Genomic DNA, 25,524 nt, shown 5'->3' on the forward strand with positions numbered 1-25,524 from the left:
AGTCAGGTTGCCGGGTGACCGGCAACCGTAACCCCAACGGGGAAAGGAAGTTACGTGCTCGACGTCAACTTCTTCGATGAACTCCGCATTGGCTTGGCCAGTGCAGAGGACATCCGCAATTGGTCCTACGGCGAGGTCAAGAAGCCGGAGACCATCAACTACCGCACGCTCAAGCCCGAGAAGGACGGCCTCTTCTGCGAGAAGATCTTCGGCCCCACTCGGGACTGGGAGTGCTACTGCGGTAAGTACAAGCGTGTCCGCTTCAAGGGCATCATCTGTGAGCGCTGTGGCGTCGAGGTCACTCGCGCCAAGGTTCGTCGTGAGCGCATGGGTCACATCGAACTGGCCGCACCGGTCACGCACATCTGGTACTTCAAGGGTGTTCCGAGCCGTCTCGGTTACCTGCTCGACCTGGCTCCGAAGGATCTCGAAAAGATCATCTACTTCGCTGCCTACGTCATCGTCGGTGTCGACGAGGAGCTCCGTCACAACGAGCTGTCCACCCTCGAAGCCGAGATGCAGGTCGAAAAGAAGACCGTCGCAGATCAGCGCGACGCCGATCTCGAGGCACGTGCGCAGAAGCTCGAAGCCGACATCGCCGAGCTCGAGGCAGAGGGCGCGAAGTCCGATGTCCGCCGCAAGGTCAAGGACGGCGGCGAGCGCGAAATGCGTCAGCTCCGTGACCGCGCGCAGCGTGAGCTGGATCGTCTCGACGAGATCTGGACCACCTTCACCAAGCTGAGCGTCAAGCAGCTCATCATCGACGAGCTCCTGTACCGCGAGCTGGTCGACCGTTACGGCGAGTACTTCACGGGTGCGATGGGCGCAGAGTCCATCCAGATCCTGATGCAGAACTTCGACCTCGACGCCGAGGCAGAGTCTCTCCGCGAGACCATCCGCAGCGGCAAGGGCCAGAAGAAGCTGCGTGCACTCAAGCGCCTCAAGGTGGTTGCGGCATTCCAGACCAACGGCAACTCGCCGATGGGCATGGTCCTCAACGCTGTTCCGGTGATCCCGCCGGAGCTTCGCCCGATGGTTCAGCTCGACGGTGGACGTTTCGCGACGTCCGACCTCAACGACCTGTACCGCCGCGTCATCAACCGCAACAACCGCCTCAAGCGACTGATCGACCTCGGTGCTCCCGAGATCATCGTCAACAACGAGAAGCGGATGCTGCAGGAGTCGGTCGACGCCCTGTTCGACAACGGTCGTCGTGGACGTCCGGTCACCGGACCGGGTAACCGCCCGCTGAAGTCCCTGAGCGATCTGCTCAAGGGCAAGCAGGGTCGCTTCCGTCAGAACCTGCTCGGTAAGCGCGTCGACTACTCGGGTCGTTCCGTCATCGTCGTCGGTCCTCAGCTCAAGCTGCACCAGTGTGGTCTGCCCAAGCTGATGGCTCTCGAGCTGTTCAAGCCGTTCGTGATGAAGCGCCTGGTCGATCTCAACCACGCGCAGAACATCAAGTCGGCCAAGCGCATGGTCGAGCGCAAGCGCGTCCAGGTGTGGGACGTCCTCGAAGAGGTCATCGCCGAGCACCCCGTGCTGCTCAACCGTGCACCTACGCTGCACCGTCTGGGTATCCAGGCATTCGAGCCGCAGCTCGTCGAGGGCAAGGCCATTCAGCTCCACCCGCTGGTGTGTGAGGCCTTCAACGCCGACTTCGACGGTGACCAGATGGCTGTTCACCTCCCGCTGTCGGCAGAGGCTCAGGCCGAGGCACGCATCCTGATGCTGTCCTCGAACAACATCCTCTCGCCTGCTTCGGGTCGCCCGCTCGCCATGCCGCGTCTGGACATGGTCACGGGTCTGTTCCACCTGACCCGTCTCGACGAGGGTGTCACCGGTGAGCTCGTTGCTCCGACCAACGACGAGGCAGAGCAGGGCGTGTACTCCTCGCCCGCCGAGGCTCAGATGGCAGTCGACCGCGGCGCGCTCTCGGTTCAGGCTCAGATCAAGGTGCGTCTGACGCAGCAGCGTCCGCCGCGCGACCTCGAGAACGAACTGTTCCCCGAGGGCTGGAACTACGGTGACGGCTGGACCGCCACCACGACACTCGGCCGTGTGCTCTTCAACGAGCTGCTTCCGGCGGACTACCCGTTCGTCAACGAGCAGATGCCGAAGAAGCGCCAGGCGACGATCATCAACGATCTCGCCGAGCGGTACCCGATGATCGTGGTTGCTCAGACCGTCGACAAGCTCAAGGACGTCGGGTTCTACTGGGCCACCCGTTCGGGTGTCACGGTCTCGATCTCCGACGTGCTCGTGCCGCCGGAGAAGCCTGCCATCATCGAGGACTTCGAGGCTCAGGCCGACAAGATCGAGAAGCAGTACCAGCGTGGTGCTCTGGACAAGAAGGAGCGCAACAGCGCTCTGGTCACCATTTGGCAGGAAGCGACCGACAAGGTCGGCAAGGCCATGGAGGCTCACTTCCCCGACAGCAACCCGATCCCGATGATCGTGAAGTCCGGCGCAGCCGGCAACATGACTCAGGTTCGCTCGCTCGCCGGTATGAAGGGCCTGGTGACAAACCCGAAGGGTGAGTTCATCCCGCGTCCGATCAAGTCTTCCTTCAAGGAAGGCCTGACCGTTCTCGAGTACTTCATCAACACGCACGGTGCTCGTAAGGGTCTGGCCGATACCGCACTCCGCACCGCCGACTCGGGTTACCTGACCCGTCGTCTGGTGGACGTTTCGCAGGACGTCATCGTCCGCGAGGTCGACTGTGGAACAGAGCGCGGCATCGTCACCACGATCGCCGAGAAGCAGGCCGACGGCACGATGATCCGCGATGCTCACGTGGAGACCAGCACGTACGCCCGTACCTTGGCGGCCGATGCAGTCGACGCGAACGGCACCGTCATCGTCGAGCGTGGCCACGATCTCGGTGACCCCGCGATCGATGCTCTGCTCGAAGCCGGCATCACGACGGTCAAGGTCCGCTCGGTCCTGACATGCACCACCGGCACCGGCGTTTGCGCCACTTGCTACGGCCGCTCGATGGCCACCGGCAAGCTGGTCGACATCGGTGAGGCTGTCGGTATCGTCGCCGCACAGTCGATCGGTGAGCCCGGTACCCAGCTGACCATGCGTACCTTCCACCAGGGTGGTGTCGCAGGAGATGACATCACCGGCGGTCTGCCGCGTGTCCAGGAGCTGTTCGAGGCACGTGTGCCCAAGGGCAAGGCTCCTATCGCGGACGTCACCGGTCGGGTACAGCTCGAAGACGGCGATCGTTTCTACAAGATCACCATCGTTCCGGACGACGGCGGCGAAGAGGTTGTCTACGACAAGCTCAGCAAGCGTCAGCGTCTGCGCGTCTTCAAGCATGCCGACGGTCGCGAAAGCCTCTTGGCTGACGGTGACCACGTCGAGGTCGGACAGCAGCTCATGGAAGGTGCTGCCGATCCCCACGAGGTCCTGCGAGTCATGGGTCCGCGTCAGGTTCAGATCCACTTGGTCAACGAGGTCCAGGAGGTGTACCGGAGCCAGGGTGTGTCGATCCACGACAAGCACATCGAGGTCATCGTGCGCCAGATGCTTCGTCGCGTGACGATCATCGATTCCGGTGCCACCGAGTTCCTGCCCGGTTCGCTCACCGAGCGCGCCGAGTTCGAGTCGGCAAACCGCCGCGTTGTCGCCGAGGGTGGCGAGCCCGCAGCCGGCCGTCCGGTGCTCATGGGTATCACGAAGGCGTCGCTCGCGACGGATTCGTGGCTGTCCGCGGCATCGTTCCAGGAGACCACTCGTGTCTTGACCGACGCGGCTATCAACTGCCGCTCGGACAAGCTGATCGGTCTGAAGGAAAATGTCATCATCGGCAAGCTGATCCCTGCCGGTACCGGTATCAACCGTTACCGCAACATCCAGGTTCAGCCCACCGAAGAGGCACGCGCCGCTGCTTACGCAGTGCCGTCGTACGACGACCAGTACTACAGCCCGGACGGCTTCGGCCAGAACACCGGTGCTGCAGTTCCGCTGGACGACTACGGCTTCAGCAACGACTACCGCTAAGCGTTAGTTCGTAGAAAATCCCCCCACTTCGAAAGAGGTGGGGGGATTTTTCATGTCAGGAGTGGGACGTTTTCAGGAGTTGCTGCCGCTGAGGTCCGGGATGACGATCTCCTGGACGGCCCACTTGTTCCCGTCGGGGTCGGCGAAGTAGATGAACCGCCCCCAGGCCTGGTCGTCGATCGGGCTGATGTCGATGCCGCGGCTCTTGAACTCGCGCTCAGCCTCTTCGATGTCCTTGACCACTACCTGCATGCCGACGACCGAGCCGGGCTCGGCGTCGGTGATTCCCTTGCCGATGCAGATCGAGCAGGCCGAACCGGGAGGGGTCAGCTGGACGAATCGCAGGTCTTCGCTGACCGTGTGATCGTGGTCGGCATTGAATCCGAGGCGGACGTAGAAGTCCTTGGCGCGGTCGATGTCGGTGACGGGAATGGCGACCAGTTCGAGCTTGATGTCCATGACGTGCCCTTCATGTGATGGTGAATTCCGGCGACAGGTCCAGTGTTGCGGGTATTGCGGTCAGAAACGGTCCTCATTAGGCGTCCGGATGAAACTTTCCGAATTCCTTGTTGCTCCGAGGGTGCTTCTCTCACTGCTCGACCGATCCCGAACCCGGAGCGGATACCCCGACTCCGCAGCTCTGACGCATTCCGTCGAACGTGCCGCGCACGCCGACGCTCTCGGCTACCACCGGTTCTGGGTCGCCGAGCATCACGCGGTGCCCGGGATCGGGAGCGGGTCGCCGGCAGTACTGCTTGCCGCGATCGGCGCGCATACGCGCGATATCAGACTCGGCAGCGGTGGGGTCATGCTGCCGAATCACCAACCGCTGATCGTCGCCGAGCAGTTCCTGATGCTGGAGGCTCTCTACCCGGGGCGAATCGATCTCGGCCTCGGCCGATCGCTGGGATTCACGGAGCCCGTACGTCAGGCACTACGACGCAGCAAGGACGCTCCGGACACGTTTGTGTCGGACCTGGACGAGGTGAGGCGTTATCTGGACGGATCCGCGGCAGTGACGGCACGGCCGGCGTCGCAGACTGGAGTCCCGATCTTCGTGCTGGCGACGCGCACAGGTCTGAAAGTGGCAGCGCAACTGGGGCTTCCGGTGGTCGTGGGTGGGCCGATACTCGGAATCGGGGGTACCGGCCGGGTGGATGCGTTGGACGAGTACCGCCGAGCTTTCCGGCCCACCGACACGCATCCCGAACCCTATGTGGTGGTTTCTCTCGAAGTGGCGGTTGCCGATTCCACCGACGCGGCGCGTGAGTTGCTGATCCCGGAGGCATACGCGCTCGCAGAATCGTCACGGACGGGGGAGTTTCCGCCGCTCGCGTCGCTGGACGAGATCAGGCGCGCCCCGCGCAGTGATCGAAATGCCAGGCGTATCGAGTCGTTCACGGCGTCGGCGCTGCACGGCACACCTGTCGAGGTGAAACAACAGCTTCACGATCTCGCCGAGCGGACCGGTGCCGACGAAGTGCTGGCGTCGACATCGACGTACGACCGTGACGCGCTTACACTTTCGGACCGCCTGCTACGTGAGGTGCTTTAGCGGTGTGGTTGATCTAACGGGGCACGTGAAACTCGAGCAGAGTGGCGACGGAGTCGTCGAGTTCGGTCCACGGTACCGGTACGGAAAGGACGGCGATCGCCGAAGTGGGGAACTTGTCGCGGATACGTTGGGCCGCTTCGGAGTTTTCGTTCGATGCGAGATCGAGTGCAGTCCAGGGAATTCCGGGTTCGTGTCCGACGATCAGGAGCGTCTTGACGTGGTCGGACGTGGTTCGCGCGGCTGCAATGACGTCTGCGGGTGAGCCGCCGTAGATGGACTTCTCGAATCCGGCGGGAGCTTCGATTCCCGTCGAGGCAAGGGTTTCGACGGTCCGCCGGGAGGTGGAGCACAGAACGGCGTCGACGGGCGGGACGTTTTCACGGATCCATTCGCCGCCGATGCGGGCCTCGCGCAGGCCCCGTTCGGCGAGCGGACGCTCGTGATCACGGATGCCCTCGGGGTAGCTGGACTTGCCGTGTCGCATGAGGACGAGGGTGCGGTGGTCGGCCATGCGTTCACGGTATCCGCTTTGTGCCCGTCAGTCCGGTTACTCTGGATGGTCAGGACCTTGAAGGAGGTTTTCGATGGCCGGTAAGAAGCTCGATCGAACTAATGCCCGAACTGCACTCGAGGTGGTACGAGAAAGCCCCACCATCGCTTTCATCACCGTTGCCCCGGCAGTGGTCGTGTTCGGCGTGGTGTGGTGGCTCTTCGGTTTCTGGGCCGCGATTCTTCTTGCGTTGGTGTTCGGTGTCGCGGCTGTCGCGACCCAGAAACTGCGTTAGAGGGCGCTCACCTGCGCAACTGCGCGGAGCGCTTCGCCGACCAGGAACCAGACCGTGACGGTCTTGTCGTCGACGCGGCTGCGCAGGACGACGTCGTCGCTGGAGACGATGGGGGAGAGGTACTCGATCAGTGCTCGATGCGGAACTGTCCGTAGTTCGGTGCGAGCGCTGAGGACCTCTTCGACTGCCTGCCAGTAGACGGCGTTGTTGACGTGGTCGAACGGGTCGATATCCGTGGCGCGCAGAGCGAACGGCGTGTCCAGAACACCGGCGTCGTCCGCCTCCGGTGCGTTCTCGGCGAGGACACGCTTCCACTTCAGGCGATGCTCGTCGGTGGATTCCTCCAGTGGCCGCATGAAGTCGTCACTCATCCGCGTGGGCATGCCCGACTCGGCGCTGATGTTGATCCAGAAGCCTTCGGTTTCCATCAGCGCGCCGTTGCTGCCGTCGAAGCGCACACGCATGTTCGCCCATCTCGTGGAGAAGCCGGAGCACCAGCGAGTCATCGTCAACTCTTCCGGCCAGATCGCCGGGCGTACGACGTCGACGACCGTACGACGCACTATCCAGAGCGGGTGGGTGTCGATGGCTCCCGCGGCCTCGATGTTGTCGTTGCCGATGTCCTGCAGGTAGCGGGCGACGGCGTCGAGCCTGACCTGCTTGGCGACGTCGATGTCGCCGGTGCGGACCGGGCGGGACTTGACGAAGATCGGTCCTCGGTCCGGCTGTTGCGCGAGCGTGAGATCTGGGTTCACGTGAGATTCCTGTTCGCTGGAGTGAGCCGATTCTGTCAGGCTTTTCAGCGAGTGGCGATTATCTGCTTTCCGCAGCCGGAGCCGTCGACCATTCGTGCCACGGCGACGGCGGTGTCGGCAAGGGGATGAACGGAGTCGATCACCGGGGTGATGTCACCTGCGTCGATCATCTGCGTCAGGACCTCCAGATCGTCGGCGTTCTCCGAAGCGATGAAGGTGCCCATTTTCTGAGATATGAACGGAGACAAGCACTGTGCGCGTATTTGGCGATCGGTTCCGCCGAGCCACCGTCCGCCGTTCTCGCCGCCGACGATCACCAGCGTTCCGGTGCGTGTGAGCGCCCGTCGAAGATCTCGCAGTCGGCGGTTGCCGCCGGTGTCGATGATGACGTCGTACCGATGCGATCCGTCGGTGGCGTCGTCGACGCGGTAGTCGAGAACCTCGTCGGCACCGATGGAGCGGACGGTATCGGTTTTCGAGGTGCTGCACACGCCGGTGACGTGAGCGCCCATGGCTTTTGCCACCTGCACCGCGTAAATCCCGACGCCACCGGATGCGCCGAGTACGAGGACGGATTGGCCCGCCTGCACGCGGCCGTGGTCGCGCACGGCTTGCAACGCTGTGAGGGCGGAGACCGGCACCGCTGCTGCTTGTGCGAACGACAACCGGGCAGGTTTTGCGGCAATCTTCGTCTCCAGTGCGCGTGCGTACTCCGCGAACGAACCGACCGCGATCCCGTATACCTCCTGGCCGACTGCCACGCGGGTCACCGAACTGCCGACGGCCTCGACTCGGCCGGATACGTCCAGTCCGCGTACCCGGTTCCTAGGTCTGCGCAGCCCGAAACCCGCGAGGCGCAACGGATATGGCAGTCCGGCCATGAGATGCCATGCCCCGCGGTCGACGGACGCGGCCTCGACGCGTATCAGCACTTCGTTGTCGGCGACAGTGGGGCGCGGAATGTGGTCGACGTAGAGAACGTCGGCCTCGCCGTAGCGATCCTGTACGACGGCGGTCATCAGTTCCTTCGGCATGCGAGTCTCCGTTCGTCGAATACTTACAACGTAAGTATGGCACTTACGGTGTAAGTTCTGTCAATGTGGAGAAGCGCGCAAGATTGACCCGAGACGACGTCGTACACGCTGCTGTCGCGCTTGCCGATTCCGTCGGAATCGATTCGATGACCATGCGGAAGCTGGGCACCGAACTGGGCGTCGAAGCGATGTCTCTGTACAACCATGTTTCGGACAAGGGGGATCTGCTCGACGGAATGGTCGATGCGGTCTTCGCGGAGATCGATCTGCCGACGCCGGGACGCCCGTGGCGCACGGAACTTCATGTGCGAGCGGTATCGACAAGGGAAGTGTTGGGGAGGCACCCGTGGGCAACTCCGTTGATGGAGTCCCGAACGACGCCTGGTCCCGCGACCCTGCGCCACCACGATGCCGTCATCGGAACGCTACGCGCCGCCGACTTTCCCGTCGCCCTTGCTGCGCATGCCTTTTCGATCATGGATGCGTACATCTACGGCTTCGTGCTGCAAGAAGTGAGCTTGCCGTTCGAAACAGCGCAGGAAACGACGGAACTGGCGAAGGCGATCATGGGCTCGTTCGAGAGCGGTCAGTATCCGCACCTGGCCGAGTTGACCACCGAGCACGTCCTTGCTCCGGGATACAGCTACGCCGCCGAATTCGCTTTCGGTCTCGATCTGATTCTCGACGGACTCGAACGTCTGCACATCGGGAGCGAACGATGATCTGACGTGAGTACCGGGTTAAAGTCGAGAAAACCGGGTTACCGGTCCAGACTTCAGATGTCCCGAAGAGGAGCTTTCTGTGCGCGCCATGGTGGTTACGGAACTGTCCGGTCCCGAAGGAATTGTCGCGCAGGAGGTTCCCGAGCCCGCAGCCGAAGGTCTTGTTCTCATCGATGTGAAGGCAAGTGGCGTCTGCTTTCCGGACCTGCTCATCACCTACGGCAAGTATCAGATCCGCCCGGAACCGCCGTTCATTCCCGGCGCGGAGATCTCGGGCGTCGTGGTCTCCGCGCCGGAAGGGTCGGGTTTCGCTCCGGGCGATCGTGTTCTCGCGGCCGCGTATCTGGGTGGGTATGCAGAGCGGATTGCCGTCAACCCGGCGCAGGTACTCCGAATTCCGGACGGACTCGCCTTCGACGAGGCGGCTTCGCTGATCATCAACTATCAGACGATGGAGTTCGCGCTCGCTCGTCGCGCGAAGATCGTCGCGGGGGAGGCAGTCGTCGTGCTCGGCGCTGCAGGCGGAGTCGGAACGGCAACCATCCAGCTGGCCAAGGCGCACGGTGCCCGGGTGATCGCCGTGGTACGACGCGAGGGCGTCGATGACTTCTTGCGTGAGCTCGGTGCCGACGAGGTGGTCGCGCTGGCTCCGGGATGGGGAGAGCGGATTCGGGAACTGACCGACGGCGTCGGCGCTCAGATCGTGGTGGATCCGGTGGGCGGCGATGCGTTCGACGACGCGGTCCGGGTTCTGGCACCCGAAGGACGACTCGTGGTGATCGGATTCGCCGGCGGCGGTATTCCCGAGGTAAAGGTGAACCGGGTGCTGTTTCGCAATATCAGCATTGTCGGCGCGGCATGGGGTGAGTTCACGCGTACCAATCCCGAGGCGGTAGCCGAGGTACACGCATCGCTGGTAGAACACGTCCGAAACGGCTTGCGTCCGCTGGTCAAGGCACGGTATCCGCTTGCCGACGCAGCAGTTGCCCTGGCTGATCTCGAAAGCGGCAAAGTTCTCGGAAAGGCCATCTTGCTGCAGGAATGATTCTTCGCAACGTGATGGTGGTCACCAAATAATAAGTTGCAACATGTTTTCATTTGGGCAATAGTTGCAACCGCACTACCATTTGCCAGGTGATCGCTTCCGATTCTGATGACCTGTATGGAGCACTCGACGAGTTGTTCACTCGCCTGATGAGCGCCGGTGATTCGGAGTCGATCGATGCGTTGATCGAACTGGATCTCTCGTTCTCTCAGGTGCGTGTGCTGTTCGTACTTGCACAACGTGATGCGGCGATCCCGATCAACGAGGTTGCCGACGAGCTTCGGCTCTCGGTGGCAGCTACGGGGCGGAACATCGATCAGCTCGTGAACATGGGTCTGGTCGATCGCCGTGAAGACGAGCGGGACCGACGCGTCAAGCGGGTTTCCTTGTCGGAGGCCGGTCGTAAGGTGACGACCAACCACATCGAGTGCAAGCGCGGCCAGCTTCGCGAATTCGCGTCGCGTGTTCCTGAGCCAGAGCGGATTCGTTTGTTCGAGGCTCTCAAGCCCATTCTCGCGGGTGACTATCTGCGAGCACTTAACCAGGAGACTTCGCGATGACATCGCCGAACGCGCCGGCACCGGCGTCCGACAAACTTGACGGGGCGGTCCTCAAGATCGCTTCCGTGGTGGTGCTCGGCGCCATCATGTCGATTCTCGACGTAACCGTGGTGAGCGTCGCGCTCACCACTTTTGCCGAGGACTTCGAAACTTCGTACGCCACCGTCGCGTGGACGATGACGGCCTACACACTCGCTTTGGCGACGGTCATTCCGGTTACCGGTTGGGCTGCCGACCGTTTCGGCACCAAGCGCCTGTACATGACGGCCCTGGTGCTGTTCGTACTCGGTTCGGTCGCTTGTGCGATGGCGTGGGACATCACCTCGCTCATCGGCTTCCGCGTGCTCCAGGGTCTCGGCGGCGGCATGTTGATGCCGCTCGGTATGACGATCATGACCCGGGCCGCCGGTCCGGACCGCGTCGGTCGCGTCATGGCAGTTCTCGGTATCCCGATGCTGCTCGGTCCTATCGGCGGCCCGATTCTCGGTGGTTGGCTGATCGAGGCCGCGAGCTGGCACTGGATCTTCCTGATCAACTTGCCGATCGGCATCATCGCTCTGGCTGCTGCGTTCATCATTCTGCCGTCCGACAAGGCGAAGCCTTCGGAGTCCTTCGACTTCCTCGGCATGATCCTGCTGTCGCCCGGCCTGGCGCTGTTCCTGTTCGGTGTGTCGTCCATCCCTGAGGTGGGAACCGTCGCGTCCGCTCGGGTTCTGGTGTCGGCCGGTATCGGTCTGGCACTGATCATCGCCTTCGTGTTCCACGCGCTCAACAAGGATCACCCGCTGATCGACCTGCACCTGTTCAAGAACCGTCAGTTGACCACTGCCGTCATCACGACGTCGCTGTTCATCGTCGCCTTCATGGGCGCCGGGTTGCTGTTCCCGAGCTACTTCATCCAGGTCGGCGGTCACACCACGCTCGCTGCCGGATTGTTGATGGCTCCGCAGGGTCTCGGCGCTATGGTCACCATGCCGATCGCTGGTCGACTGGTCGACAAGATCGGCCCGGGCAAGATCGTCCTGACCGGTTTGCCGTTGATTCTGATCGGCTTGGGTGTGTTCACACAGGTTGCCTCGGATTCCCCGACGTGGCTGCTGATGGGTGCCTTGTTCGTCATGGGCCTCGGTATGGGTTGCACCATGATGCCGCTGATGACCGCAGCTATCGTGACGCTCTCCAACGAGCAGATTGCTCGCGGCTCCACCCTGATGAACATCGTTCAGCAGACCGCAGGTTCGATCGGTACCGCCGTGATGTCGGTGGTCTTGACCAACCAGCTTCTCGATCGTGGCCTCGACACGACGATGGTCGGTGCGGCCTCGCACATTCCGACCGAACCGGGAAGTCCGCAGGAGTCTGCTGCGAATTCGATTCTCAGTGCGGCGTCGGATGCCTTCGGTAACACCTTCCTCGTTGCCACTGTGCTGATCGTCCTGACCCTCATCCCGGCGTTCTTCCTGCCGCGGAGCAAGACCACCAGGCCGGTGGCCGAGGGCGAGACGGCAACGCCGATCGTTATGCACTGACCGCTTTTCGGTAGATCGTTCGTCCAGGTGAGGGCGGCACACATCTTGTGTGCCGCCCTCACCTTTTTGCCGTGGAATACAGCTGGATGGTTGAATGTTTGATCAGTTACATGCAAACGCATGGATCTAGTTCGCGGAGGAGCAACCATGCAGTTCGGAATCTTCACGGTCGGTGACGTCACCACTGATCCCACGACGGGTAGGACCCCGACAGAGCACGAGCGCATCAAGGCCATGACGACCATCGCCAAGCACGCCGAGGAAGTCGGTCTCGACGTCTTCGCGACCGGCGAGCATCACAACAAGCCGTTCGTGCCGTCATCTCCGACCACGATGCTCGGATACATCGCGGCCCAGACCGAGAAGATCACGCTCTCCACGTCCACGACGCTGATCACCACCAATGACCCGGTGAAGATCGCCGAGGATTACGCGATGCTTCAACACCTCGCCGAGGGGCGCGTCGATCTGATGATGGGTCGCGGAAACACCGCGCCTGTGTACCCGTGGTTCGGCAAGGACATTCGCGCCGGTATCCCGTTGGCTCTCGAGAACTATCAACTTCTTCGCCGGCTCTGGGACGAGGAGGTCGTGAACTGGCAAGGGGAGTACCGCACTCCACTCCAGGGATTCACGTCCACCCCGCGCCCGCTGGACGGCGTCGCGCCGTTCGTGTGGCACGGCTCGATCCGCAGCCCCGAGATCGCGGAGATCGCGGCGTATCACGGCGACGGATTCTTCGCGAACAACATCTTCTGGCCGAAAGAGCACTACATCGAGCTGATCAATCTTTACCGCCGTCGTTACGAGCATTACGGCCACGGGTCCGCGGATCAGGCGATCGTCGGTCTCGGTGGTCAGGTCTTCATGCGCAAGAACAGTCAGGACGCGGTCAAGGAATTCCGTCCGTATTTCGACAATGCTCCGGTGTACGGCCACGGGCCCTCACTCGAAGAGTTCACCGAGCAAACGCCGCTGACCGTCGGTTCCCCTGAACAGGTCATCGAGAAGACGTTGGCGTTTGCCGATTTCTTCGGCGACTACCAGCGCCAGCTGTTCCTGATGGATCACGCCGGGCTGCCGCTCAAGACGGTGCTCGAGCAGCTCGATCTGCTCGGTGAGGAAGTTGTTCCGGTTCTGCGCCGTGAGTTCGCGGCCAGGCGGCCAGCACATGTGCCGGACAACCCGCCCACTCACGCGTCGATGAAGGCGGCTCGTGAGGCAAGCAGTGTCACTGCCTGACGAGCAACCGCCTGAGGTTCCGGTCAGCACCACCGAACTCGCCACCGACGCCTGGGAAGCCTTGTTTCGCGCCCAGGTGTCGGTGCTGCGGCGGCTCTCTGCCGATGACGTCTGGGATCAGGTGTCGATGCGCGAGTACGACGTGCTGTTCACGCTGAGTCTTGCGCCGAGTAGTTCCCTTCGCCTGCATGACCTGAATCGGGAGATATTGCTGAGCCAGCCTTCGCTCAGTCGCCTGGTGGAACGGTTGGAGGGCGAAGGTCTGGTAACGAGAAGTGTTGATCCACAGGATCGCCGCGGGACGATCGTGCAACTCACCGAAACGGGTGCAGCGCTGCAGAAATCAGTGGGTCGCCGTCATGCCGCGAGCATCCGCCGCCACGTCGGACCGGCCCTGGACGCGGATGAACTTCGACTGTTGGCCGAATTGTGCACGCGTCTGCGTCTCGCGCAGTCATGACTGGAGGCAGGATGGACGATATGAGCAACCTCGAAGCGCAGCCCGTCGAGCAGGAATGCGAAGGCCATCCGGCGGAGAGCGAGATTCAGATCCTCACCCCGCGCGACGTACCGCTCGGTGGCCCGCGGGCCATGCGAGTGCGACGCACCCTCCCGCAACGCGAGCGTTCGCTGATCGGGGGATGGTGTTTTGCAGATCATTACGGTCCGGATGACGTCGGCTCAGGACCGGGCATGCATGTGCCGCCGCATCCGCATACCGGTTTGCAGACGGTGAGTTGGCTGTTCACCGGAGAGATCGAGCACCGTGACAGCATCGGTTCCCATGCGATGGTGCGGCCGGGTGAACTGAATCTGATGACGGCCGGGAGTGGGATCGCGCACTCCGAGGTGTCGACGCCGAATACGAAGGTTCTGCACGGGATGCAGTTGTGGGTGGCCCTGCCGGATGCGGCGCGCGATACCGCACCCGCGTTCGTTCACTATCGACCGGAGCCGGTGACAACCGATGGTGTCACGCTCAGTGTGTTCCTCGGTTCGCTCGCCGGTGAAACGTCTCCGGTGTCTACCTTCACCGAATTACTCGGTGCCGAGGTGATTCTCGATCCTGGGGCCGAGATCGCCCTCGATGTCGATCGTTCACATGAGCACGGCGTGATCGTCGATCAAGGATCGGTTGTTCTGCGTGGTACCACTGTCGGCTGGGCCGAGTTGGGTTATCAAGCACCGGGTTTCGGAAAACTGACTTTGCGCAATCCGGGATCCGAACCGGCTCGACTGCTACTTCTCGGCGGGCAACCGTTGGGCGAGCAGGTCATCATGTGGTGGAACTTCATGGGCCGTACACACGAAGAGATCGTCGAGTATCGACGCAAGTGGCAGGCCGAGCTTGCCTCCGGATTCGACGGCAGCGTCCCGGACCGGCGTTTCGGCGTCGTGCCGGGATACGACGGTCCGGCGCTCCCGGCACCCGAGTTGCCGAACAGTACGTTGCGGCCCCGAGGCTAGTCGTTGCTCTTGCTGCTACCGGCCGCGAGCGCCGTTTCGATCAGGCTTGTTCGATGTCCTGGTGAGCCTTCGCGAGCATGATGTAGCCGGCGCCGTTGGCGGTGATACCGGCCTTTTCGCCTTCGGAGAGTTCACGTTTGACCTTGGCGGGCACGCCGGCGACCAGTGATCCAGGTGGGATTTGCATCCCCTGAGACACGACGGCGCCGGCTGCAATCAGTGACCCCGAGCCGATGTGTGCGCCGTTGAGCACCACGGCACCCATGCCGACGAGAACGTCGTCTTCGACGGTGCACCCGTGCAGCACTGCGTTGTGGCCGACCGAGATTCGTTCGCCCAGCACTGCGGGGAACGTCGGGTCGGCGTGCACGGTGCAGTTGTCCTGAATGTTGGTGTCAGCGCCGATGGAGATCGATTCTGCGTCGCCGCGGATAACCGCGCTGTACCAGATGCTGGCTCCCGCAGCGATGGTCACCGCGCCGACAACGGTGGCGTTGGGTGCGATGAACGCACTTTCGTCGATCTGCGGGGTGTTACCGAGAACGGTGGCGATGATCGGGTTGGTCATGGTTCTCCTGTGCGTTGGAATGACGTGCTCTGACGGTACCTGGACTACTTCGCTGTGGGTTTTCGATTCATGACGACTGTGCCGACGCCCGCGGCCACCACCAGTGCGATGGCCACGAGTGTGAACGCGTCGAGCGTTTGCCCGATCACGAGGACTCCGGCCAGTGCGGCCGCTGCGGGTTCGAGGGCGATGAGGACGGCAAAGACTTTCTTGGCTAGAGAGCGCAGCGCCCACATTTCCAAGCTGTACGGGATGACGGACGAGAGGACGGCGACGGCTGCGCCTGCGGCGAGCATCGTCGGATCCAGCAGTTCACTTCCGCCCGAGACGACGCCGAAGGGTAGCGTCAATACGGCCGCGACGATGCTTGCGCCTGCCAACCCGTCGGCGCTCGGGAGCGTCGCGGCCAGGTGGGAACCGGCCACGATGTATCCGGCCCACGCAGTAGCGGCGATCAACGCGAACATCACCCCGATCGGGTCCAAACCGGATTCGCCGTGATCGCCCAACCCGAGCAGCAACACTCCGCCGAAGGCGAGCAGCACCCATGCTCCGTCGGCCCACCGACGAGACAGAACTGCGGCCAGGGTGAGCGGTCCGAGGAACTCGATGGTGACGGCCGTTCCGATGGGCACCGTGTCGAGGGCGAGGTAGAAGGCGCCGTTCATCACGGCGAGGGCGATGCCCAGCGCGAAGATGCCTTTGCGCTGCCGGTTCGACCATCTGCTCCATCGCGGGCGGACGATGACGCCGAGGATGATCGCGGCGATCGTCAGCCGCAGCGTCGTGGCTCCGGCCGGCCCGATCTGCGAGAACAGTGTCGTCGCGAATGCCGCTCCGAACTGGAGCGACAGTATCGACGTGAGGACTGCTCCGACCGGCAGTAGCTGACTGCCGGCCTTCATTCTCCGGTGAACTCGGGACTTCGACGCTCGAGCATCGCGGCGACGGCTTCGTGGTGATCTCGGGTGTGGTGGGCGATCGACTGCATGGCGGCCGAGAGTTCGAGCAAGCTCTCGAGGCTCTGGTGCTGGCCCTCGCGGAGGAGCTTTTTGGTCATGCGGAGTACCTGCGGGGGATTGGCGGCTACTCGAGCTGCCAAAGCGTGCGCAGCGGAAAGCAATTCCTCGGGCTCGGTCACCTGCGAGACCAGACCCCAGTCGAGTGCCTTCGCAGCATCGATCGGTTCACCGGTGAACGCCATCTCGGCCGCGCGGGCGTTGCCGATCGCGCGGGGGAGCAGCCACGCTCCGCCGTCGCCGGGAATGAGTCCTACCTTGACGAAACTCTCGGCGAAGACTGCGGCGGTCGAGGCGATGCGGAGGTCGCACATGAGTGAGAGGTCGCAGCCCGCTCCGATGGCCGGGCCGTTGACCGCCGCGATGGTCGGCACCTCACACGTGTACAGCGCGAGCGGGATGCGTTGGATGCCGTGCCGGTAGCCCTGGCGGATCTCGCCGGGTGCGCCACCGAACATGCCCTCCTTGTCTCGCATGTGCTTGACGTTGCCGCCGGAGGAGAAGGCCGATCCGGCCCCCGTCAGAATGACCGTGCGCACACTCTGATCTCGGTTGACCGCGGTGACTGCGTCTTCGAGGGCCTCGATCATGTCGATCTCGGAGATCGCGTTGCGGGTGTCCGGGCGATTGAGGGTCCACGTGACCACATCGCCGGTTCGCGAGATCAGTACGGCGTCGCTCATGGGTGCTCCTGGTTGTCGATGGCAGTTGAACTCAGTCTCTCACCACAGGATTTCGCAATAACAATCATTCGTGCTTGATTTTTATGGATGTGGGTGTGATGCTGGTCGCATGGCCGAACTTCAGACGTTCATCGATGACTTGCGGGCCGAAGGCGAGAGCCTAGACGCCCTGGTTGCGGATCTGCCCGAGGAGAAGTGGGCGACAATGACGCCTGCGGAAGGGTGGACCATCGCACATCAGATCGGGCACCTGCACTGGACGGACAGTGCAGCGATCCTGGCGATCACCGACCCGGACGGGTTCGCGGAGCAGTTGAAGGCGGCGTTCGTGAACCCGGCAGGGTTTGTCGACGACGGTGCTGCCGAACAGGCGGCCCGCCAGCCGGCGGAGTTGCTCGCCGATTGGCGAGCGGGGCGCACCGCTCTCGTCGAGGCGCTCACCGCCGCCCCGGCCGGAACCAAGTTCCCCTGGTACGGCCCGCCCATGGGCGGTGTCTCCATGGCTACCGCGCGACTGATGGAGACGTGGGCGCACGGGCAGGACGTTGCCGACGCACTCGGCGTCGAACGCGCTCCGACGGCGCGCATCAAGAACATCGCTCACCTGGGTGTGCGGACGCGAAACTTCGCGTACTCGGTCAACGAGAAGACGCCGCCCGCCGACGATTTCCGGGTTGAGTTGACCGCGCCGGACGGGTCGCTCTGGACCTGGGGGCCGGAAGATGCGCCGCAGAAGGTCACCGGGCCGGCGTTGGACTTCTGCTTGCTGGTCACCCAGCGTGCCAATCGCGCCGATCTCGATCTGGTCGCCGTGGGTGCCGATGCGGACGAGTGGCTCGGGTTCGCGCAGGCCTTTGCCGGACCCAGCGGTGAGGGACGAGCCGCCGTCGGATCCAGCGGTGAGGGACGAGCATCGAAGGTGGGCAAATGAGTTCGGTACGGATCGGTAACTGCTCCGGGTTCTACGGCGACCGCGTCTCGGCGATGCGCGAGATGCTCGAGGGCGGCGAACTCGACTACCTGACCGGCGACTACCTGGCCGAACTGACGATGTTGATCCTCGGGCGGGATCGGATGAAGGACCCGTCGCTCGGCTACGCGAAGACGTTCCTGCGGCAGGTGGAGGACACGCTCGGCCTTGCGCTCGACAAGGGGGTGAAGATCGTCGCGAATGCAGGCGGTCTCAATCCCGCCGGACTGGCCGACGCGTTGCGCGAGGTCAACACCAAGCTGGGGTTGAACGCGAAGATCGCCCACGTCGAGGGCGACGATTTGATCTCTCGGGCAGACGAACTCGGACTCGGCTCCCCACTGACGGCCAATGCGTACCTCGGCGCCTGGGGCATCGTCGAAGCATTGTCGGCCGACGCCGATGTCGTGGTCACCGGACGGGTCACCGATGCGTCGGTGATCGTCGGTCCGGCCGCTCACCATTTCGGTTGGAAGCGAGATGATTTCGATCAGCTTGCCGGTGCTGTCGCGGCGGGCCACGTTATCGAGTGCGGAACCCAGGCCACCGGCGGCAACTACGCGTTCTTCACAGAGATTCCCAATCTGGGCCGGCCTGGCTTCCCGATCGCCGAGATCAACGCGGACGGAACCTCGGTCATCACCAAGCACGCCGGAACGGACGGCGAGGTGAGCGTCGGCACGGTGACGGCGCAGCTGCTGTACGAGATCACCGGTGGACGCTATGCAGGCCCGGACGTGACGACCCGCATCGACAACGCAGTGCTCACCCAGGAAGGCCCGGACCGGGTGTTGATCAGCGGCGTCACGGGCGAGGCTCCGCCGCCGCAGTACAAGGTCTCCCTGAACACGCTGGCCGGGTTCCGTAACGAGGCCACCTTCATCCTCACGGGTCTCGACATCGAGGCCAAGGCCGATCTGGCGAAGACTCAGCTCGAATCCTGGCTGACGAAGAAGCCCGCCGAACTGGTCTGGACTCTCGCTCGCACGGATCATCCGGATTCCGACACCGAGGAAACCGCGAGTGCGTTGCTGCGCTGCGTGGTTCGCGATTCCGACCCCAAGGTGATCGGTCGCCCTTTCTCCGCGGTTGCGGTGGAAATGGCACTTGCCAGCTACCCCGGCTTCTCGCTGACGGCTCCGCCGAGCAACGGCCAACCGTACGGAGTGTTCACCCCCGGCTACGTCGACGCGGGATCGGTGCCGCACGTGGCCGTACTGCCGGACGGCACGCGCGTGGACATCGCTCCGTCCACGTTGACGCAGGACCTCGAACCCGTCGGCGAACCGGAGCGTCCGGAGCCGTTGCCGCCACAGACGTCGCTTTCAGTACCACTCGGCACGATCGCCGGTGCCCGTAGCGGCGACAAGGGCGGAAATGCCAACGTCGGCGTCTGGGTTCGCACGGACGATCAGTGGAAGTGGTTGGCGCACACACTGACCGTCGAGATGCTCAAGGAACTGCTACCGGAAGCAGCAGACCTGAACGTCACTCGCTACCAGCTTCCGCACCTTCGTGCCGTCAACTTCGTGATCGAGGGAATTCTCGGTCAGGGTGTCGCCTCGCAGGCGCGGTTCGATCCGCAGGCCAAGGGAATTGGTGAATGGCTGCGTTCGCGCCACATCGACATCCCGATTTCGCTACTCCCCGTAACTGACGAGAAAGAGGATTCACGGTGACCGTGTGGACCACACCGGAAAGGCTTGCGCTTCGCGAGACCGTACGCGGATTCGTGAACCAGGAGATTCTGCCGCATCTGACGCAGTGGGAGCGAGACGGCGAGATTCCGCGCGAATTGCACCGCAAGGCAGGCGCTCTCGGACTCCTCGGGGCCAGCGCACCCGAATCGGCCGGTGGTGAGGGCGGCGACGCCGTCGACTCCATCGTGATCTGTGAGGAGATGCATCAGGCAGGTGCATCGGGCGGGCTGTTCGCATCGCTCTTCACCTGCGGCATCGCGGTGCCGCACCTGATCGCGGCCGGCGACGAGGCGCAGATCGAGAAGTGGGTCAAGCCGACCCTGCGCGGCGACAAGATCGGCTCGCTCGCCATCACCGAACCCGGCGGTGGCAGCGACGTCGGCCACCTGACGACAACGGCCAAGCGCGACGGTGATCACTACGTCGTAAACGGGGCCAAGACGTTCATCACCTCTGGTGTTCGCGCCGACTTCGTTGTCACCGCCGTCCGCACCGGTGGCCCTGGTGCGGGTGGTGTCTCACTGCTCGTGATCGAGAAGGGCACACCGGGATTCACCGTCTCGCGCAAACTCGAGAAGATGGGCTGGCGCGCATCCGATACCGCGGAACTGTCCTTTGTCGACGCTCGGGTTCCGGTGGAGAATCTGGTTGGCGCAGAGAACAGCGGCTTCGCACAGATCGCCCAGGCATTTGTTTCCGAACGTGTCGCTCTCGCCGCGCAGGCGTATGCCAGTGCAGAGCGTTGCCTGGAGCTGACCCTCGAATGGTGTCGCGCCCGCGAGACTTTCGGTCGCCCCCTGATCAGCCGGCAGGCCGTGCAGAACACCGTCACCGAGATGGCCCGCAAGATCGACGTCGCCAAGGTGTACACGCACTCGGTGATCGAACGGCACATGGCCGGTGACGGCGATCTGATCGCCGAGGTGTGCTTCGCCAAGAACACGGCAGTCGAGACGGGCGAATGGGTTGCGAACCAAGCCGTTCAGCTGTTCGGCGGCCTCGGATACATGCAGGAAAGCGAAGTGGAGAGGCAGTACCGGGACATGCGAATTCTGGGAATCGGTGGCGGAACCACCGAAATCCTCACCGGCCTCGCGGCCAAGCGATTGGGGTATCAGTCATGAGTGTCATCCGGTCAACACTGGACACCAATTCCGAGGTGTACAAGACCGCAACTTCGACCATGAACACCAAGCTCGCCGAGATCGAGGTCGAGCACGCCAAGGCGTTGGCGGGTGGCGGCGAGAAGTACACCGAGCGGCACCACAAGCGGGGAAAGCTCCTGGCACGCGAGCGGATCGAACTCCTGCTCGATCAGGATTCACCGTTCCTCGAACTGTGTCCCCTCGCTGCGTGGGGGAGTGACTTCCCGGTCGGCGCCAGCACTGTGGTCGGTATCGGCGTCGTCGAAGGTGTCGAATGCCTGATCGTCGCCAACGATCCCACCGTGCGCGGCGGCACCAGCAATCCGTGGACGCTGCGTAAGGGATTCCGGGCCAACGACATCGCCATGCAGAACCGCCTCCCGGTGATCTCCCTCGTAGAGTCCGGTGGCGCAGACTTGCCGACGCAGAAAGAGGTGTTCATCCCGGGCGGGCGTATGTTCCGTGACCTCACTCAGCTGTCCGCAGCCGGAATCCCCACCATTGCACTGGTCTTCGGTAACTCGACGGCCGGCGGTGCGTACATCCCGGGCATGTCCGACCACGTCGTGATGATCAAGGAACGCTCCAAGGTGTTCCTCGCAGGCCCGCCGCTGGTCAAGATGGCCACCGGTGAGGAATCCGACGACGAGGCACTCGGCGGCGCCGAAATGCACGCTCGCAAGTCCGGGTTGGCCGACTACTTCGCCGCCGACGAGCAGGACGCGATCCGCATCGGGCGCTCGATCGTCAAGCGGCTCAACTGGACCAAGAAGGGGCCGGCGCCGCGCGCGGAGATCATCGAACCGCTCGAGGATCCGGAAGAGTTGCTCGGCATCGTTCCGGCCGACCTGAAGATCCCGTTCGATCCGCGTGAGGTCATCGCCCGTATCGTCGACGGCTCCGACTTCGACGAGTTCAAGCCGCTCTACGGCTCCTCCCTCGTGACCGGGTGGGCCGAGCTGAACGGCTACCCGATCGGCATCCTGGCGAACGCACGTGGAGTGCTCTTCAGTGAGGAATCACAGAAGGCCACGCAGTTCATCCAGCTCGCCAATCGTTCCAACACGCCGTTGCTGTTCCTGCACAACACCACCGGCTACATGGTGGGTAAGGAATACGAGGAGGGCGGCATGATCAAGCACGGATCGATGATGATCAATGCGGTTGCCAACTCCAAGGTTCCGCACATCTCGATCCTGCTCGGAGCGTCGTACGGCGCCGGTCACTACGGTATGTGCGGACGCGCGTTCGATCCGCGGTTCCTCTTTGCGTGGCCCAGTTCCAAGTCCGCCGTCATGGGCGGTGCGCAGCTCGCCGGCGTCATCTCCATCGTGGGACGCGCTGCTGCCGAGGCCCGCGGCCAGGTCTTCGACGAGCAGGCCGACGCCGGCATGCGCGCGATGATCGAGAACCAGATCGAGGCCGAGTCACTTCCGATGTTCCTGTCGGGTCGTCTGTACGACGACGGCGTCATCGATCCCCGAGACACCCGCACCGTGGTGGGAATGTGCCTGTCGGCCATCGCCACCGCCCCGATCGAAGGCACCGAGAACTTCGGCGTCTTCCGTATGTGAGGCACGCCGTGACAATCACTTCAGTACTGGTCGCCAATCGTGGCGAAATCGCCCGCCGTGTCTTTGCAACCTGCCGCAAGAACGGAATCGGCACGGTCGCGGTATTTTCCGACGCAGATGCCGACAGCCCGCACGTCGCCGAAGCCGATGCTTCGGTTCGCCTACCGGGTAACACGCCTGCCGAGACCTACTTGCGGGGTGAGCTCGTCATCGCCGCCGCCAAGGCTTCGGGCGCCGACGCGATTCACCCCGGATACGGATTCCTCTCCGAGAACGCGGAGTTCGCGCGCAGCGTCATCGACGCGGGACTGACGTGGATCGGCCCGCCCGTCGAATCCATCGAGCTCATGGGGTCGAAGGTCGAGTCCAAGAAGATCATGGACGCCGCCGGAGTGCCGGTGCTCTCCGAACTCGATCCCGCCGCGGTGACCGAGGCTCATCTGCCGGTGCTGATCAAGGCGTCGGCGGGCGGCGGCGGACGCGGAATGCGTGTCGTTCGTGAATTGTCGGCGCTGGACGGCGAACTGGAAGCGGCGCGGCGTGAGGCGCAGTCCGCTTTCGGCGACCCGACAGTCTTCTGTGAGCGTTACCTCGAGACCGGTCGGCACATCGAGGTCCAGGTCATGGCCGACCGCCACGGTGCGGTGTGGGCGGTGGGGGAGCGCGAGTGCTCGATCCAGCGTCGGCATCAGAAGGTGGTCGAAGAGGCCCCGTCGCCGCTCGTGCAACGCATCCCCGCCATGCGCGACAGGCTGTTCGACGCCTCGCGGCTCGCAGCCAACGCCATCGGTTACGAGGGCGCAGGAACCGTCGAGTTCCTCGCCGACGAGAAGGGCGACTTCTTCTTCCTCGAAATGAACACGCGTTTGCAGGTGGAGCATCCGGTCACCGAGTGCACCACTGGACTCGATCTGGTGGAACTGCAATTGCAGGTCGCTTCAGGTGAAGCACTTCCGGACGATCAGCCGGAGATCCGTGGGCATTCGATCGAAGTGCGCCTGTACGCCGAGGACCCCGCCAAGAACTGGCAGCCGCAGAGCGGAACCGTCCACCACATCGAGTTGCCCGGTGACCCGCAAGAATTCAGTGTTCTGCGTGAGCAGGGCGTTCGCCTCGACTCCGGCGTCGTCGACGGCAGTGTTGTCGGCGTCCACTACGACCCGATGTTGGCCAAGGTCATCTCGTACGCGCCGACGCGGACCGCAGCTGCCCGGCTGCTCGCATCGACGCTGGCGCGCACCAGGATTCACGGGCTGCGCACCAACCGCGACCTGCTCGTCAACGTCCTGGCCCACCCCGCCTTCATTGCCGGAGACACCGACACTGCCTTCTTCGAGACTCACGACCTCGAGAAGCTGTCTACGCCCTTGGCCGATACCGCCGCCGAAAGACTCTCGGCGCTGGCGGCGGCACTTGCCGATGCCGCGCACAACCGGGCGTCGGCCCGCGTCATCGGCCGCTTGCCCAGCGGGTGGCGCAACCTCCCGTCGCAGCCGCAGAGCAAGAGCTACTCCACTGCGTCGGGCGAGTACGACGTCCGCTACTCCCTGAGCCGAAGCGGCGTGCTGAGTGCAGAAGGCTTCGACGACGTGCGCCTGGTATCGGCAACTGCGACCCGGGTAGTGCTCGAGCAGAGCGGAGTACAGCGCTCGTTCGACGTTGCGGCCTACGGGAGTGAGATTTTTGTCGACTCCTCGCTCGGACCCGTCGCGTTGACGGCAGCACCGCGCTTCGTGGATCCGTCGGCAGAAGTCGCCGCCGGTTCGTTGCTCGCTCCGATGCCGGGATCGGTCATCCGCCTCGGTGCCGCACTCGGTGACACCGTCACCGCCGGCCAGCCGATTCTGTGGCTGGAGGCCATGAAGATGGAACACACCGTCACCGCGCCGACTGCCGGTGTCCTGGTGGAACTTCCGGTCGCCGTCGGCCAGCAGGTCGAGGTCGGATCGGTACTCGCACGTGTGGAAGAACCCGCTACAGAAGAGGAAGCATGATGAGTTTCATCGAAACCGAAGAGCAGAAGGAACTGCGGGCATCCGTTTCCAAACTGGGTGAGCGCTTCAACTACGTCGACTACGTGCTGCCCAAGGCGCGAAAGGGGGAGCCGCTCACCGAATTGTGGAACGAGGCGGGCAAACTCGGATTCCTGGGCGTCAACCTGCCGGAGGAATACGGCGGCGGCGGTGCAGGCATCTACGAACTCGCGCTGGTGCAGGAGGAATTGGCGGCGCAGGGTGCCGGTCTGCTCCTGGTTGTCGTATCCCCGGCCATCTGCGGCACCATCATCGGCAAGTACGGCACGGCGGAGCAGAAGCAGCAGTGGCTACCCAGCCTCGCCGACGGCTCCAAGATCATGGCGTTCGGAATCACCGAGGCCGACGCTGGTTCCAACTCTCATCAGATCACCACGACGGCACGCAGGGATGGCGACGACTGGATCCTGAGCGGCAACAAGATCTACATCTCGGGTGTCGATCAGGCTGACGCGGTCCTCGTCGTTGCGCGGACCGAGGACTCCAAGACGGGCAAGCTCAAGCCCGCTCTGTTCATCGTCCCCACGGATTCTCCCGGATTCGTGAAGACGCAGATGGAGATGGACATCATCGAACCGGACCACCAGTTCATCCTCTTCCTCGACGACGTCCGTCTGCCGGCCGACGCTCTGGTCGGCGAAGCCGATGCCGCCCTGATGCAGTTGTTCGCCGGCCTCAACCCCGAGCGCATCCTGGGTGCGTCGATGGCCATCGGCATGGGCCGTTACGCCCTGAACGCCGCAGTGAAGTTCGCCAACGAGCGCACGGTGTGGAAGACGCCGATCGGTGCGCACCAAGGTATTTCGCATCCACTCGCGCAGGTGAAGATCGAACTCGAGCTCGCCAAGCTGATGATGCAGAAGGCCGCGGTGCTCTACGACAGCGGTGACGATTTCGGTGCTGCCGAAGCCGCGAACATGGCAAAGTACGCCGCCGCTGAAGCCAGCATCAAGGCGCTCGATCAGGCGATCCAGACGCATGGCGGCGCAGGACTGACGAAGGAATACGGACTGGCCGCCATGCTCGGTGCGGCTCGTATCGCCCGTGTCGCGCCGGTGAGCCGCGAGATGATCCTCAACTTCGTCTCACAGCATTCCCTCGGTCTGCCACGGTCCTACTAGGAAGAG

At 63.4% G+C, this 25,524-nt stretch carries 23 protein-coding genes; 16 read left to right on the top strand and 7 right to left on the bottom strand.

Annotated features, from left to right (window positions below; genetic code table 11):
• The first annotated feature begins 54 nt into the window (after positions 1 to 54).
• Positions 55 to 4,011 (top strand): DNA-directed RNA polymerase subunit beta', encoded by a 3,957-nt coding sequence (locus KTR60_RS08665; protein ID WP_003941914.1) that lies wholly within the window; start codon positions 55 to 57, stop codon positions 4,009 to 4,011.
• Positions 4,012 to 4,083: 72 nt separating this feature from the next.
• Here KTR60_RS08665 and KTR60_RS08670 read toward each other — a convergent pair whose 3' ends face one another.
• Positions 4,084 to 4,470: a glyoxalase superfamily protein gene (locus tag KTR60_RS08670; RefSeq protein WP_003942070.1), complete on the bottom strand. Its 387-nt coding sequence runs from the start codon at positions 4,468 to 4,470 to the stop codon at positions 4,084 to 4,086.
• 88 nt (positions 4,471 to 4,558) lie between these two features.
• Here KTR60_RS08670 and KTR60_RS08675 point away from each other — a divergent pair, with 88 nt between their 5' ends.
• Positions 4,559 to 5,566, top strand: a complete 1,008-nt coding sequence (locus KTR60_RS08675) for an LLM class flavin-dependent oxidoreductase (RefSeq protein ID WP_228402028.1) — start codon at positions 4,559 to 4,561, stop codon at positions 5,564 to 5,566.
• Between the two features lie 13 nt (positions 5,567 to 5,579).
• On the opposite strand, the gene KTR60_RS08680 is transcribed toward KTR60_RS08675, so the two are convergent.
• The gene (locus KTR60_RS08680) at positions 5,580 to 6,077 is read right to left on the bottom strand and encodes a SixA phosphatase family protein (protein ID WP_007728426.1); all 498 of its coding nucleotides are present in this window, start codon (positions 6,075 to 6,077) and stop codon (positions 5,580 to 5,582) included.
• 73 nt (positions 6,078 to 6,150) lie between these two features.
• On the opposite strand from KTR60_RS08680, the gene KTR60_RS08685 reads away from it, so the two are divergent.
• Positions 6,151 to 6,351 carry a hypothetical protein gene (locus tag KTR60_RS08685; protein ID WP_003941897.1) on the top strand — a complete coding sequence of 67 codons (201 nt, stop codon included), beginning with the start codon at positions 6,151 to 6,153 and terminating at the stop codon, positions 6,349 to 6,351.
• Here KTR60_RS08685 and KTR60_RS08690 read toward each other — a convergent pair.
• Together KTR60_RS08690 and KTR60_RS08695 are read right to left on the bottom strand one after the other, a co-directional pair.
• Positions 6,348 to 7,106 (bottom strand): acyl-[acyl-carrier-protein] thioesterase, encoded by a 759-nt coding sequence (locus KTR60_RS08690; protein ID WP_007728423.1) that lies wholly within the window; start codon positions 7,104 to 7,106, stop codon positions 6,348 to 6,350. The two genes, KTR60_RS08685 and KTR60_RS08690, sit on opposite strands and share 4 nt — an antisense overlap.
• 44 nt (positions 7,107 to 7,150) lie before the next feature.
• Entirely contained in the window at positions 7,151 to 8,140 is a 990-nt protein-coding gene (locus KTR60_RS08695; protein ID WP_007728421.1) for an NAD(P)-dependent alcohol dehydrogenase, read from the bottom strand.
• Positions 8,141 to 8,205: 65 nt separating this feature from the next.
• Between KTR60_RS08695 and KTR60_RS08700 the strand changes: the two genes are divergently transcribed.
• From KTR60_RS08700 to KTR60_RS08730, 7 genes are all read left to right on the top strand, one after another.
• Positions 8,206 to 8,862: a TetR/AcrR family transcriptional regulator gene (locus tag KTR60_RS08700; protein ID WP_003941871.1), complete on the top strand. Its 657-nt coding sequence runs from the start codon at positions 8,206 to 8,208 to the stop codon at positions 8,860 to 8,862.
• A gap of 79 nt (positions 8,863 to 8,941) precedes the next feature.
• Positions 8,942 to 9,907, top strand: coding sequence for an NADPH:quinone oxidoreductase family protein (locus KTR60_RS08705; RefSeq protein WP_228402029.1), 966 nt, complete (start codon positions 8,942 to 8,944; stop codon positions 9,905 to 9,907).
• Between the two features lie 89 nt (positions 9,908 to 9,996).
• A complete protein-coding gene (locus tag KTR60_RS08710; RefSeq protein ID WP_003941890.1) occupies positions 9,997 to 10,467 on the top strand; it encodes a MarR family winged helix-turn-helix transcriptional regulator in 471 nt (156 codons plus the stop codon).
• A complete protein-coding gene (locus KTR60_RS08715; RefSeq protein WP_003942006.1) occupies positions 10,464 to 11,996 on the top strand; it encodes a DHA2 family efflux MFS transporter permease subunit in 1,533 nt (510 codons plus the stop codon). Before KTR60_RS08710 ends, KTR60_RS08715 begins: the two co-directional genes overlap by 4 nt.
• 147 nt (positions 11,997 to 12,143) lie before the next feature.
• The gene (locus KTR60_RS08720; protein WP_228402030.1) at positions 12,144 to 13,238 is read left to right on the top strand and encodes an LLM class flavin-dependent oxidoreductase; all 1,095 of its coding nucleotides are present in this window, start codon (positions 12,144 to 12,146) and stop codon (positions 13,236 to 13,238) included.
• A complete protein-coding gene (locus tag KTR60_RS08725; protein ID WP_042453108.1) occupies positions 13,225 to 13,698 on the top strand; it encodes a MarR family winged helix-turn-helix transcriptional regulator in 474 nt (157 codons plus the stop codon). The genes KTR60_RS08720 and KTR60_RS08725 overlap by 14 nt, the downstream gene beginning before the upstream one ends.
• Before the next feature lie 20 nt (positions 13,699 to 13,718).
• Entirely contained in the window at positions 13,719 to 14,705 is a 987-nt protein-coding gene (locus KTR60_RS08730) for a pirin family protein (RefSeq protein ID WP_228402032.1), read from the top strand.
• A gap of 40 nt (positions 14,706 to 14,745) precedes the next feature.
• Here the strand turns inward: KTR60_RS08730 and KTR60_RS08735 are convergent, their stop codons facing one another.
• The 3 genes from KTR60_RS08735 to KTR60_RS08745 are packed head-to-tail and all read right to left on the bottom strand — an operon-like array spanning position 14,746 to position 16,975.
• Positions 14,746 to 15,273, bottom strand: a complete 528-nt coding sequence (locus KTR60_RS08735; protein WP_118606313.1) for a gamma carbonic anhydrase family protein — start codon at positions 15,271 to 15,273, stop codon at positions 14,746 to 14,748.
• Between the two features lie 44 nt (positions 15,274 to 15,317).
• Entirely contained in the window at positions 15,318 to 16,178 is an 861-nt protein-coding gene (locus KTR60_RS08740; RefSeq protein ID WP_007728407.1) for an EamA family transporter, read from the bottom strand.
• On the bottom strand, positions 16,175 to 16,975 hold the full coding sequence (locus tag KTR60_RS08745) for a crotonase/enoyl-CoA hydratase family protein (RefSeq protein WP_047268912.1): 801 nt from the start codon (positions 16,973 to 16,975) through the stop codon (positions 16,175 to 16,177). Before KTR60_RS08745 ends, KTR60_RS08740 begins: the two co-directional genes overlap by 4 nt.
• A 109-nt stretch (positions 16,976 to 17,084) precedes the next feature.
• Here KTR60_RS08745 and KTR60_RS08750 point away from each other — a divergent pair, with 109 nt between their 5' ends.
• Genes KTR60_RS08750 through KTR60_RS08775 form a run of 6 tightly spaced genes read left to right on the top strand, consistent with a single transcriptional unit; the run spans position 17,085 to position 25,518 of the window.
• Positions 17,085 to 17,906, top strand: coding sequence for a TIGR03084 family metal-binding protein (locus KTR60_RS08750; protein WP_003941918.1), 822 nt, complete (start codon positions 17,085 to 17,087; stop codon positions 17,904 to 17,906).
• On the top strand, positions 17,903 to 19,624 hold the full coding sequence (locus KTR60_RS08755) for an acyclic terpene utilization AtuA family protein (RefSeq protein WP_047268913.1): 1,722 nt from the start codon (positions 17,903 to 17,905) through the stop codon (positions 19,622 to 19,624). The genes KTR60_RS08750 and KTR60_RS08755 overlap by 4 nt, the downstream gene beginning before the upstream one ends.
• A complete protein-coding gene (locus KTR60_RS08760) occupies positions 19,621 to 20,769 on the top strand; it encodes an acyl-CoA dehydrogenase family protein (protein ID WP_042921024.1) in 1,149 nt (382 codons plus the stop codon). Before KTR60_RS08755 ends, KTR60_RS08760 begins: the two co-directional genes overlap by 4 nt.
• Positions 20,766 to 22,364 (top strand): acyl-CoA carboxylase subunit beta, encoded by a 1,599-nt coding sequence (locus KTR60_RS08765; RefSeq protein WP_003941989.1) that lies wholly within the window; start codon positions 20,766 to 20,768, stop codon positions 22,362 to 22,364. The genes KTR60_RS08760 and KTR60_RS08765 overlap by 4 nt, the downstream gene beginning before the upstream one ends.
• A gap of 8 nt (positions 22,365 to 22,372) precedes the next feature.
• Positions 22,373 to 24,358 carry an acetyl/propionyl/methylcrotonyl-CoA carboxylase subunit alpha gene (locus tag KTR60_RS08770; RefSeq protein ID WP_228402033.1) on the top strand — a complete coding sequence of 662 codons (1,986 nt, stop codon included), beginning with the start codon at positions 22,373 to 22,375 and terminating at the stop codon, positions 24,356 to 24,358.
• Entirely contained in the window at positions 24,358 to 25,518 is a 1,161-nt protein-coding gene (locus tag KTR60_RS08775; RefSeq protein WP_003942033.1) for an acyl-CoA dehydrogenase family protein, read from the top strand. Before KTR60_RS08770 ends, KTR60_RS08775 begins: the two co-directional genes overlap by 1 nt.
• The last annotated feature ends 6 nt before the right edge of the window (positions 25,519 to 25,524 follow it).

Source organism: Rhodococcus sp. C1 (assembly GCF_020809065.1).
GTDB lineage: Bacteria > Actinomycetota > Actinomycetes > Mycobacteriales > Mycobacteriaceae > Rhodococcus_F > Rhodococcus_F qingshengii.

Coding starts and splice junctions, on each gene's coding strand:
- KTR60_RS08750 (WP_003941918.1), top strand. CDS start 17,085: ATGGCCGAACTTCAGACGTTCATCGATGACTTGCGGGCCGAAGGCGAG.
- KTR60_RS08695 (WP_007728421.1), bottom strand. CDS start 8,140: ATGCCGAAGGAACTGATGACCGCCGTCGTACAGGATCGCTACGGCGAG.
- KTR60_RS08670 (WP_003942070.1), bottom strand. CDS start 4,470: ATGGACATCAAGCTCGAACTGGTCGCCATTCCCGTCACCGACATCGAC.
- KTR60_RS08740 (WP_007728407.1), bottom strand. CDS start 16,178: ATGAAGGCCGGCAGTCAGCTACTGCCGGTCGGAGCAGTCCTCACGTCG.
- KTR60_RS08715 (WP_003942006.1), top strand. CDS start 10,464: ATGACATCGCCGAACGCGCCGGCACCGGCGTCCGACAAACTTGACGGG.
- KTR60_RS08730 (WP_228402032.1), top strand. CDS start 13,719: ATGAGCAACCTCGAAGCGCAGCCCGTCGAGCAGGAATGCGAAGGCCAT.
- KTR60_RS08680 (WP_007728426.1), bottom strand. CDS start 6,077: ATGGCCGACCACCGCACCCTCGTCCTCATGCGACACGGCAAGTCCAGC.
- KTR60_RS08675 (WP_228402028.1), top strand. CDS start 4,559: ATGAAACTTTCCGAATTCCTTGTTGCTCCGAGGGTGCTTCTCTCACTG.
- KTR60_RS08755 (WP_047268913.1), top strand. CDS start 17,903: ATGAGTTCGGTACGGATCGGTAACTGCTCCGGGTTCTACGGCGACCGC.
- KTR60_RS08720 (WP_228402030.1), top strand. CDS start 12,144: ATGCAGTTCGGAATCTTCACGGTCGGTGACGTCACCACTGATCCCACG.
- KTR60_RS08775 (WP_003942033.1), top strand. CDS start 24,358: ATGAGTTTCATCGAAACCGAAGAGCAGAAGGAACTGCGGGCATCCGTT.
- KTR60_RS08745 (WP_047268912.1), bottom strand. CDS start 16,975: ATGAGCGACGCCGTACTGATCTCGCGAACCGGCGATGTGGTCACGTGG.
- KTR60_RS08765 (WP_003941989.1), top strand. CDS start 20,766: ATGAGTGTCATCCGGTCAACACTGGACACCAATTCCGAGGTGTACAAG.
- KTR60_RS08685 (WP_003941897.1), top strand. CDS start 6,151: ATGGCCGGTAAGAAGCTCGATCGAACTAATGCCCGAACTGCACTCGAG.
- KTR60_RS08735 (WP_118606313.1), bottom strand. CDS start 15,273: ATGACCAACCCGATCATCGCCACCGTTCTCGGTAACACCCCGCAGATC.